The organism is Candidatus Magnetaquicoccus inordinatus (assembly GCF_004217665.1).
Lineage (GTDB): Bacteria > Pseudomonadota > Magnetococcia > Magnetococcales > Magnetaquicoccaceae > Magnetaquicoccus > Magnetaquicoccus inordinatus.
On the sequence record NZ_RXIU01000125.1, the window covers coordinates 1 to 10,440 of the forward strand.

General features: G+C 54.8%; 11 protein-coding genes. All 11 read left to right on the top strand.

Annotated elements, in window-relative coordinates; genetic code table 11:
• The coding region (locus tag EJP87_RS10060) for a S24 family peptidase (RefSeq protein ID WP_130471741.1) at positions 1–532 on the top strand (532 nt) is incomplete at its 5' end.
• 261 nt (positions 533–793) lie between these two features.
• Complete coding sequence (locus tag EJP87_RS10065) at positions 794–1,855, top strand: peptidase (RefSeq protein WP_130471742.1); 1,062 nt, start codon at positions 794–796, stop codon at positions 1,853–1,855.
• Between the two features lie 25 nt (positions 1,856–1,880).
• Entirely contained in the window at positions 1,881–2,300 is a 420-nt protein-coding gene (locus EJP87_RS10070; protein WP_130471743.1) for a DUF2190 family protein, read from the top strand.
• A gap of 39 nt (positions 2,301–2,339) precedes the next feature.
• On the top strand, positions 2,340–3,266 hold the full coding sequence (locus EJP87_RS10075; protein WP_130471744.1) for a major capsid protein: 927 nt from the start codon (positions 2,340–2,342) through the stop codon (positions 3,264–3,266).
• A 164-nt stretch (positions 3,267–3,430) separates the two neighbouring features.
• Positions 3,431–3,943, top strand: a complete 513-nt coding sequence (locus EJP87_RS10080; RefSeq protein WP_130471745.1) for a phage protein Gp36 family protein — start codon at positions 3,431–3,433, stop codon at positions 3,941–3,943.
• Positions 3,940–4,377: a phage tail terminator protein gene (locus EJP87_RS10085; protein ID WP_130471746.1), complete on the top strand. Its 438-nt coding sequence runs from the start codon at positions 3,940–3,942 to the stop codon at positions 4,375–4,377. The genes EJP87_RS10080 and EJP87_RS10085 overlap by 4 nt, the downstream gene beginning before the upstream one ends.
• Positions 4,378–4,409: 32 nt before the next feature.
• Positions 4,410–4,775, top strand: a complete 366-nt coding sequence (locus EJP87_RS10090; protein WP_130471747.1) for a hypothetical protein — start codon at positions 4,410–4,412, stop codon at positions 4,773–4,775.
• Positions 4,776–4,800: 25 nt separating this feature from the next.
• Positions 4,801–5,832: a hypothetical protein gene (locus EJP87_RS10095; protein ID WP_130471748.1), complete on the top strand. Its 1,032-nt coding sequence runs from the start codon at positions 4,801–4,803 to the stop codon at positions 5,830–5,832.
• The gene (locus tag EJP87_RS10100) at positions 5,829–6,782 is read left to right on the top strand and encodes a hypothetical protein (protein WP_130471749.1); all 954 of its coding nucleotides are present in this window, start codon (positions 5,829–5,831) and stop codon (positions 6,780–6,782) included. The genes EJP87_RS10095 and EJP87_RS10100 overlap by 4 nt, the downstream gene beginning before the upstream one ends.
• Positions 6,783–6,795: 13 nt before the next feature.
• Complete coding sequence (locus tag EJP87_RS10105) at positions 6,796–7,899, top strand: hypothetical protein (RefSeq protein ID WP_130471750.1); 1,104 nt, start codon at positions 6,796–6,798, stop codon at positions 7,897–7,899.
• Entirely contained in the window at positions 7,899–10,256 is a 2,358-nt protein-coding gene (locus EJP87_RS10110) for a discoidin domain-containing protein (RefSeq protein ID WP_130471751.1), read from the top strand. Before EJP87_RS10105 ends, EJP87_RS10110 begins: the two co-directional genes overlap by 1 nt.
• The last annotated feature ends 184 nt before the right edge of the window (positions 10,257–10,440 follow it).

Genomic DNA, 10,440 nt, shown 5'->3' on the forward strand with positions numbered 1-10,440 from the left:
GGCGACTGGTCAGGGGGAGATGTTGCCGTGGCGCGGTGAAGGGGGGGGGAGCCAGCATCTTGTCGGCACAGTGCATTGCCATGATTATGCCTTGCAGGAGGAGACGGAACGTTTTCTGGCGGATAATTTTACGCTTGTTCCCCGTTATGCGGTGCAGGCGAGTACCGGACCGGGCTTGGAGGTGCAATCTGAACAGATTGTCGATCATCTGGCTTTCAAAACCGAATGGTTGCGTGCGGCCATGGGTTTGGATCCGCACAAGTTGGCTTTGATTACGGCGCGTGGCGACAGCATGGAGCCGGCGATTGGTGATGGTGATTTGTTATTGTTGGATATGCGCGAGTTGCGCACTTTGGATCCATCCATCTATGTGGTGCGCACGGAGCAATCGTTGTTGGCCAAGCGTTTGCAGTGTTTGACCGATGGGCGCATCCGTATTCTGTCGGATAATCCTCTGTATGGTGCGGAAGAGGTCTATCCCCATGAAATTCACATCTTGGGCCGGATCGTCTGGATTGGCAGAAAGGTGTAAGGAGTGGGCGCGCTATTTTTTGCCCATCCGCGCATTCTTCCCCTGGCTGTTGCGAGTTGACGACCGCGACAGTTGTTGCCCCTGTTTTCTGCTGCGGCTACCCTTCAATAAATGATTGCACTCCTTTTTTGCTGATGAAAAATATTTCATAGCAAAATATACAAAATATAAATTATTCAACAAAATTAAAACAATATCTCAAAACAACTGCTGAAGTACTTCGCATTCCATTTTGCGCCGCTTTTCTCTATGCTTTTTTCCATGAACACGAACCTTACTTCCCTACCGATTTTCAAGGTGGGTCGTCATACCGACATGTCGGGGACGACTCTGACAATCACCGAGGCCGACCTGGAACAGACGGTCGCTGCCTACCAACCGGCCCGCCATGAAGCGCCCTTGGTGGTGGGTCATCCACAGCACGATGCACCCGCTTGGGGATGGGTTGCTTCGCTCGCGCTGGTCGATGGAATTTTGTTGGCGACCCCACGCCAGGTCGATGCAGCCTTTGCCGAAATGGTGGCGGCGGGGCGCTATAAAAAAATATCCGCCAGTTTTTACACCCCCAACTCACCCAACAATCCGCATCCAGGTGTTTATTATTTGCGGCATGTGGGTTTTTTGGGTGCCCAACCCCCAGCCATCAAGGGGTTGCCAGATGCCAGCTTTCGGGAAGGTGAAACCGGTTTGCTGGTTTGGGAAGGCGCAGACGCACCGATGATAGCAGGCTCTGCGCTGCCAGATGCTATCTCACCTTTGCCACAAGATTGGGAGAACCCTATGTCAGAACCCTCATCTGTACCGGATGTTGCCGCCATCGAGGCGGAGTTGCAGGAAAAAAGCAGTGCGCTTGCCGAACTGGAGCTGCGCTTTGCCGAACAAGAAGGTCGTTTGCGTGCTGCCGAGAGTGCGCTGCTCAGCCAGCAAACACGCCATTCCACCCTGATGTTTGTCGATGAGTTGATTCGCCAAGGTCGGATTTTGCCGCGTCATCGTGAAGGTTTGGCGGCCTTTATTGCCTCTCTGGATGCAGGCTCGCCCCTCTCCTTTGCAGAACCAGGGGCGGAGAGTGGGCAGCCGCCGCTGCAGGTCAACACCTCCTTGCGTGACTATATCAGCGCATTTTTGCAAGAGCTGCCGACGCAGATCCATTTCCAGGAGCAGAGCGCGCATCCTCTCCACAGTTTGGAAGAGCAATCCTTTGCCGTTCCCGAAGGTTTTGCCGTAGACCAGGAGGGGTTGGATCTACACCGCAAGATTGTGGCTTATGCCAAACAACATAACATTGATTTTGTCAATGCCGTTCATGCCGTCATCAAGTAAGTAAACTGGAAGAGGAAACAACACAATGAGTCAACAAAATATCTCTATTCTTACCTTGACCGTGATTGCCAGTGGGGCGGTGACGGAACATCGTGCCATTGCTTTCAACGGCAGCCAAGCCACGCAGGCGGGCCAGAAGGTGATGGGTAGCAGTGTGAGTCGGGCAGCCACTGGTGAGCCATTGGCGGTGGTGACCTGTGGTACCGCCATCATCGAGGCCGGGGCCGCGATTACAGTGGGTCAATCGTTGATCTGCGACAGTCAAGGACGCGCAGTGCCGACAACGGGCTCCTTGACTGTCGGCAGTGGTGCCGTTGCTGTCAGCAGCAGTGCCGCCAATGGGGCCATTCTCCTTGGTGGTGATCTGCCGGAATTTGTCTTTGCCGATGCCCTGCAAGCAGCGAGCGCTGCCGGTGAACTGATCGAAGTGCTGTTGCGGCGCTAATCGGTACTCAAACCTTTTGATTGGAAGGAAAGCATTATTATGGCCATGTCAAGCAGTCAAGTACGTGTGGTGGATCCGGTGTTGACCGAGGTGGCACAGGGATTTCGTCATGAAGAGCATGTCGGTTCCTTGCTCTTTCCGCGTGTTCCGGTGCAGAGCTCTGGCGGTCAGGTGCTGGAGTTTGGCAAGGAGAGTTTTAAGCTGTATCAGGCGCGTCGTGCACCTGGTTCGGTGACCAAACGGGTGCAGTTTGGCTATTTGGGCAAGAGCTTTGCTTTGGTGCAGGATGCTTTGGAAGGTCAGGTGCCACGGGAATATTTGCGTGATGCAGCCCGGGTACCGGGAGTGGATTTGGGGCAGCGGGCTGTCATGGGCACTTTGCGCGCCCTCTCGCTGACTTTGGAGTATGACCAGGCCAAACTGGCGACCACTGCCGGCAACTATGACAGCAACCACAAGGTCACCCTTTCTGGAAGCTCCAAGTGGAGCGATGCCAGTTCGGATCCCACAGGGGATATCGATGATGGCAAGGAGGCGATTCGGAGCAGTGTGGGCATCTATCCCAACATGCTGTTGCTCTCGGCACAGGCGTTCAACGTGGTCAAAGAGCATCCCAAGGTGGTGGAGCGTTTCAAGTATACCAGCCGTGATTCGGTGACTCCGGATATGTTGGCTGCCTTGTGGGATTTGCAAACGGTTGCCGTCGGCAAGGCAGTGGCCTTCGATGATGCCGGCAATGATCTCGACATCTGGGGCAACAATGCCATTTTGGCCTATGTACCCCAACAGAGTTCTGGCATGGAAGAGCCCTCTTTTGGCTATACCTACACCATGCAAAACCATCCTGTGGTAGAACGACCCTATTATGAAAACAATGCCCGCAGTTGGATCTATCCGGTCACTTATGAGCGTGTACCGGTGCTGACCGGGATGATGTCCGGTTTTCTGATTCAAGCGCCAGCATAAGGTTGCGCGCCTGGCGGGGCGGACCGGCAGGGTATCCGCTTATCTGCTGCAGGCGCCAATATAGGTGTGCAGCCTCGATGAGAGGCATGCCCGGCCAATAGAGGGGGTGCCAGGGATCTGTTCCCTGGTGCCTCCCAGGCAATCGTTCGGGAGAATAACTAAAGATGTCATATGCTACAGCAGATCAGTTGTTGTCTTGGTTTGGCGCCGCCGAGGTGAGTGAAGTGGCGGTTCCGGATGATCAGATGCCGATTGTCGCAGCCCTGTTGCGGCGGGCGCTCTCTGGCGAGGTGAGCGATGCCTATAGCGAAGCGGAGTGGGAAGCGGCCAATAGGGCCATTCAGCGTATTCATGATGCTTTGGAAGAGGCGCAGCGGTTGATGGACTCCTATTTGGCGACCCGCTATCCCTTGCCATTATCGGAAACGGTGGTGCAAGCCAGCCCTTTGCCGCGCATGTGCGCCACGGTAGCGCTGGCTCTGCTGCATGACAAGCGTTTACCCAAAACGTTGGCGCAGCGGCAGCAGCAGGTGTTGGATTGGCTGCATGCACTCTCTGTCGGCAAGGTGGAGTTGGTGCCTTTATTGGCACAAAGCGGACGGGTTGCCAATGGGCCGGAGTTTATTGCCGGCATGCGGCTTTTTGACAACGATATGATACAGGCATTCATGCGATGAATGATCTCTTTTTTGCCCAGGAGCTGTTGGTCAACCGTTTGACCGAACAGGTCAATGGTTTACGTCTGGTGCAGGGGGTGCGCGATGCCGCCCTGGTGCAGGAGCGTCCTGGCACCACACCCGCCGCCTATGTGCTGTATGACGGTCAGGATCTGCGCATGCACGCCGGACGCGCACAGGTGGTGGATCAAAAATGGTTGGTTATGCTGGTGATTCGTTCTTTGCGTGACCATCCGGTCAAGGCGATGCCGGGGGAGGGGCGCCAGGAGGCCGGTCCTTTGTTGGTGCATCTTTGTCGCGCACTGTTGGGATGGCGTCCGGCCATGGAATATGGTCCGCTGAGTCTGCTCAATGCACCCAATCCTTCGTTTCGCGATGGTTTTGGCTATTATCCGTTGCGCTTTGCCACCCGTACCGTCATTCGCGCCGAGTAGGTTGCTCTATTGCTGACTGGGAGTGGAGAACAATGAAACAACTCGGTGAACTGCTCCTGCCTGACTCTTTGCAATGGCAGGATCGCTATCTCTATGCCCCGGTCCATCAGACAATGGCCCATACCCTTGCTGGTAGACCGGTCTATTTTGTGTCGGCGCTTCTCTGGGCGCAGCCGATCACTCTGCTTGCGGAAGAGAGTGTGACCTGGCTGGATGGGCCAACCGTGGCCGCATTGGCGGCCATGGCTGCCCAGGCTGGAGCAACCTTTCCTTTGTTGTGGGAAGAGGACTCCTTCAGAGTCTTGTTTCGCCATCAGGATGCTCCGGCACTGCAACTGCGGCCTCTGTGGCCCAATCATGATCACTATATCGGTACGATCAAATTGATCGTCTGTTGAATATTTTTTCAAGAAAGGAAGAGCAATGGCCATTCAAGCCAGTGAAATCAAGTGGTATAAATCTTTAGTTGTAAATGATGGTGCCAGCAATGGTGGTGTACTCAGTGCCGACGAGTGCATTGACGGAGTAAAAAACAATGTCTGGCCCGATGTCAGCCAGGCAGAACGTCTGGCCGGTTCGGTCAAATATCGTAAAACTTTTATCAAGATTGCCAATGCCGACAATTTGGCATTGCTGGATCCTTGCATCTTTATCGAAAGTGCTACACCCGGTGACGACAGCATTGTGCTGTTGGCGGGCACGCAAACCGATACCCAGAACGAAGCGGTGGCATACAATCGTTTTTATGGTGCTGCCCGACTGGATGTGGATGCGACAGTCGGTGATCAGGTGCTGCTGGTCAATGTGGAGAGTGGCAATGGTTTGGGAGGACATGAAATCTTCCGCAATGGTGATCTGATTCGGGTGGCCGATAAAGGCAGTGTCGATGCAGTTGGTGGCAATGCTGAATTTGTGCGTTTGGCCAGCAGCAATGCAGTCTCCTGGAATGGTACGCAGGCCACACTGCATTTGGCCGCCGGGGTCAGCCTAAGCAACAGCTATGGCGCTGCCAACACCAAGGTGGCCTCTGTCCTGGAGACGGATGATATTGAGGCCATGGTGAGTGGTTGGAGTGAATCGACGGTATCGGGCAGCTTTGACGAGGTCAATACACCGCTGCTTCTCGATCATATCGGGACAGTGGAGCAGCAATGGACGCTTACCTTTACCAGCAGCACCCAGTTTAACTGTCATGGTCACACTCTGGGGTTGGTTGGCAGTGGTGCGCTTGGAGGAGCGGCTTTTGCGCCGCTCAATGCCGATTTTAATCGGCCCTATTTTACCTTGGCCACGACCACGCCTCCTTGGGGAGGTACCTGGCAGGCTGGCGAGAGCATTCAATTTACTACCCATCCGGCAGCGGTAGCAGTGTGGGAAAAGCGGACGGTTCCAGCCGGGGCCAACAGCTTTTCTGGCAATAAGGTGATTGTGGCCATTACCGGAGAGAGCGAATGAGTCGGCTTCTTGCCCATTGTATGATACCGGTAGGCAGTCGGAAGCCCAGTGCCCCTTTTCACCTGCAGCTTGACAAGGAGATAGGGAATCTACCGCTGCTGGTGCACTCCCACGGTGTGTATGGTTGGAGCCGCTCTCCGAGCTATTATGAAGCCGATCTTCCCTATGCCTTGCGTCTGGAAAAGGAGGGCAAACAGCGGATTCGTCTCTACTGTTCCGAGCGACCAGCCAATGCTGTGCGTCTGTTGGTTGATGGCGGCAGTATGGGGCAACTGTTGGGGCGGCGTCAGCAAAGAGTGGTGGAGACACTCACCTGGGTACAGAGTCAATCCTGTTATTTGCGTTACCATTATGATCAACCGCAGGTCACGATCCGCGAGGCGACTCCCTTTTATGACCGCAATGGCAAGGAGGTGCCGCCGCCGCTCTATCGGGCGGAACAGGCACTCTTTCAGCACAGCAAGGTGGTGACCGGTGCCTTGCTGGTGGAATATCAGCCTGCCTATTTTTTGTATGAGATCCCGTATGGCACCGGTGAAGAGTTGCTGACGGAAAAGGCTTTTCGGGAGATCAAACTGGCTTGGTTGATGTGCGACACCAAGAATGCTGCCTTGCCGGAGGTGCGGGTGATTGCTCTCAGTGGGACGCAGGCGACGCTGCTCTCTTTCAAACGCGACTATTGGCCGCCATCCTCTACTGCACCAGCACAATTTGTACCGGCGGAAAGGCTGTCACCCAATGGTGAGCATATTGTCTATTTGGAGACGGGGCGCGAAACCTCCATGGAACGGATCTATAGCAGTCAAAATCCCAACAATTATGTCGATGTGCGCAAAACCCATTCGGTATCATTCGCGCCCCAGAATGGCAATCAAGGGGGTGGCAGAGGAGCGCAACGACAGGCGGGTAGCATGGTGATGCGTTTTTCCAACCCACAATCCTCCTCATAGGAGTGCCTCTCTCATGTCTGAACACGCCATTATTCTGGATCCCTTTATCGAGATTGTGGACTGTGCGTTTTCTGCCTGGCAATGGAGCTTTCGGGTGCAACGCGATGATGGTTGGCACTACACCCCTGCCAGCAGCGAGAGTGTGACCCTGCGTTTGTATAATGGGCGTAACCAGCAGTGGCTGTGCAGCGGAGAGACCATGGCTGCAGCAGGAGAGCTTTTGGACTATGAGGAGGCGGTCAGCGGCCTGGTGAGCAGCTTTGTGTTTGCAGAAGGATATTACACCTTTACTCTTTCGGCAGAGCTGCTCACCCAGCTTGGTGAAGCGGATTTATCCCACTTTTCCTGTCTGTTGGAGAGCGAAGGGGAGAACACTGTCAAGTGTCTCTATCCCCGGCGCTATTTGCCGGGTGCCACAGGCGAGGCGCTGCTTCCGGGATATTGGCAGGTGACGCTTCCCTATTGGTCGGTAGAGCATACTGCCGCCTATCCCGATCTGCGTATCAGCGACCGTATAACAACGGTTCGCAGTACGATTCCCTATCAGGTCACCTGGAAAATTGAGGATGGCAACAGCTTTGCCTGGTTTCGTTTGCCGGTATTGGTGGTGGAGTGGATTCCTGATGCTGCCATGCAGGGTTGGCAAGGTTTAATCTTGCTGGATCGTATTTGTAGACAGGGTGGGGACTATATTCCTGGTCAGACCGTTGAGGGGGTCACGCAGCCGCAGCATATGCCACAAAATCGTGAGGAACGCATTGCAATGCAGTATCAACAGGCGGCCATCATTGCGGCCATGGGGGATTGTCCCGGTCAGTGGCCAGCCAGTCGTATCCATGTTTCCAGTAACTTTGCTGCCGCATTGACCATCAATTTTGTGAATAGTATGGGGCACAATCCGTTGCCACAGAAGATTGTGCAAGAGTATCCGACAGCGTTGCAGGAAAAAATATACCAGCGACGTTACCAATATATCTGGCCGGGAGACTCTTTTCCTTATGAAACCGGTGAAGGGCTGGATCTGGTGCGCGATCTGCAGGCGCAATTGATCCAAAGTCCCTATACCGGTTTTGAGCAGTTTTTGCTTGAGCTGTTGCCGGAAGGAGTACAAGGATAATGGCGGCCTATCGTTATTGGCGACTCCTGGTGAATGCGACCACATCGGGCAGCGATCATCTGCTCTCCCTGTATGAGGTGGAGTTGCGGGCCACTCCGGGAGGCTCTGATCAATGTCAGGGAGGTGTGGCGACTGCTGCGCATAATGACAGTACAGTCTATCGCCTGTTTGATGACAATGCCAGCAGTTATTGGAGCAATGGCGGACCGGGCAGCAGTAGCTGGATTCAGTATGATTTTGGTAGTGGCATTGTGGCAAGTGTGGGTGAAATCAGAATTTTACCCCGTTCGCAATGGATGTCTCCCCAGGATTTTATTCTGTATGGTTCCGACGATGGCAGCAGTTGGCAAGCCATTGCCGAATGGAACGGCATCCATGATTGGATCGGCGGGGTGGAAAAGCTGTTTGTGCCTCCTCCGCCTCCGGCTGTAGTTGTGCAAGCGCAGTGGCAATTGCCCTATGCAGTGGCGGTCGCCCAGGCAGTGCGGTCACGCCATGATTTGGGTGTTTGGTTGCTGCGCCAGCTTGTGCATCACTATGCAGTGGTGGTGATCAGGAGCATGGCGCAGTTGTGGCAGGAGAGCCTGCTGCGGCAGCAGAGCAGTCAACAAGAGTGGGCGAGTTGGCTGGAGCGGGGGTGTGGGCAACCCTGCATGCTCTTATTGGAGAAGGCTCTGCTGGCAGGCTGGAGTCGTTTTGTGGGGGGGAGTTGCGGGCATCCGCTTTTCTGCACGCTGCAGAGAGCATCTCTGCACAGCTTTTCCATAAAGCATCTGCTGCTGCGTGCTTGTCGGCAAGAGATGTCGGTCACCTGGAGGAGAGGCGGTGCCCAACAGCAGCGCTATTCTATCCAGCAACGGGAGGAGCTGACTTGTTGCCGGGTCTGGTTATGGCAATGGGCCAACCAGCAGGCAGTGCTGCTGCAGAGCATGCCAAGGCTGGACATATCTTTTCCCGCAGATGCAGAACGCAAACAGCCGTTGTCGGTGCATGCGGCGAGCGTGCGTTATCGTGCCGAGCAGGGGATGTGGACAGCCGAATTGCATCTGGCCAAGGCCGAGGATTTTTTGGCTCTGCAGTTGGATGAGCCATTTATCCTGCATCTGGGTGAGGAATCTTTTAATTTTTTGGTCGATGGCAAACGGTTACAGCGCAGCCACCAACAGGGTGAGGAGAGGGTGCTGCTGGGAATCAGTCCGTTGGCCAGATTTCAGACGCCCCGTGCAGGAGGTTTGCAACAAAGCTGGTTGCAGCCCATTTCGGCACGTCAAGTGGTGCAAGAGTTGTTGCCGTTGCCATTGGAGTGGCGTTTGCCCGATTGGCCATTGGCACCGGGATTATTGAGCGCCCAGGAGGAGACGCCGTTGCAAGTGGCACGACGTCTGGTGGAGAGTGCCGGAGGGGTCATACAAAGTAATGCGGATGGTTCTCTGCTGGTACGTCCTCTGTTTGCAGAGGCGGTTGCCGATTGGCAGCGACTGCCACCGGCACACTGTGTGACCGATAGCGATGATATAGTAGCCCTCTCGATGCTGCAGCAGATTCGGGCACAGGTCGATCAGGTGACAGTGCGCAATCTCTCCCGTTCGGGAGCAACGGCTCATGATCCTCTGTTGACGCTTGCTTTAGACCAGCGTTTGCAGGCGGAGAGTCCGGGACAAGATGGTTTTTTGCCTGGTGATACAGCGCAACTGTTGCTTAATCCCGCTACTGCCCTCTCTATTGCGCAATTGCACAGTTCAACAGGTCTGGTTTTGCAAGAGTCGGCAGCAATATTGTGGCAGGAGCAGGAGGATATTGTTTTTCTGGCCAGCAATGTGGCTCGTCTGCAGCAGGTGGCGCACTCTCTTGAGGCGTTTCAGTGGTTGGGTACGGACTTGGGGAGGCCGCTTTTGCAGGGTGATGGGCGGACTATTTGGGTGCCAGAGAGTGGTACCGCTGTGCTGCGTCTGAGTGTCACCCGGCAGGCGCGCTCTTTTCCGCTGCCTATCCCCTCCCAGTTGGCAGGAGAAGAGCCCTGTCCGATAATAGTCACCGCCAGCTCGGATTCCAGAAGTGTGGGCTCTTTGGAGGTGACGGTGCAACGAGAGACAAACCGTTATCCCGCTCTGGAGCTGTTTGTTCCCTTGTTGACCAATGAGAGTGTTCTCTACAGTCGTGCCCGCAGTGAGCTGGATTTGGGCCGGGGTTTGCGTCAGGTGGAGTTGACGATTCTTTTTCGTCAGGCTTTGGCGGCAGGGCAGTTGCTTGCAATAGAGGATGGGGGTTTTGGTCGCACCTTGCGCGGGCAGATTGCGGAGGTCAGTCACGAACTGAGTACAAAGGGATGGCTGAGCAAATTAAAGGTGTGGTGTTAAACCAGGAAGAAGAGCTCTGGGCCACCGTTGCGCCATACCGAACAGTTGGCAGGTTTTGCTGTTGCAGGGGTAACTATTCACCACCCAAAACAACTGCGGGTCCAGGGAGGGCACCTCCCTGGCCGGGTCCAGGGATGGAATCCCTGGGATTTTGTTTTTAATCTTTTGCTTTTGGCGCGCTTTA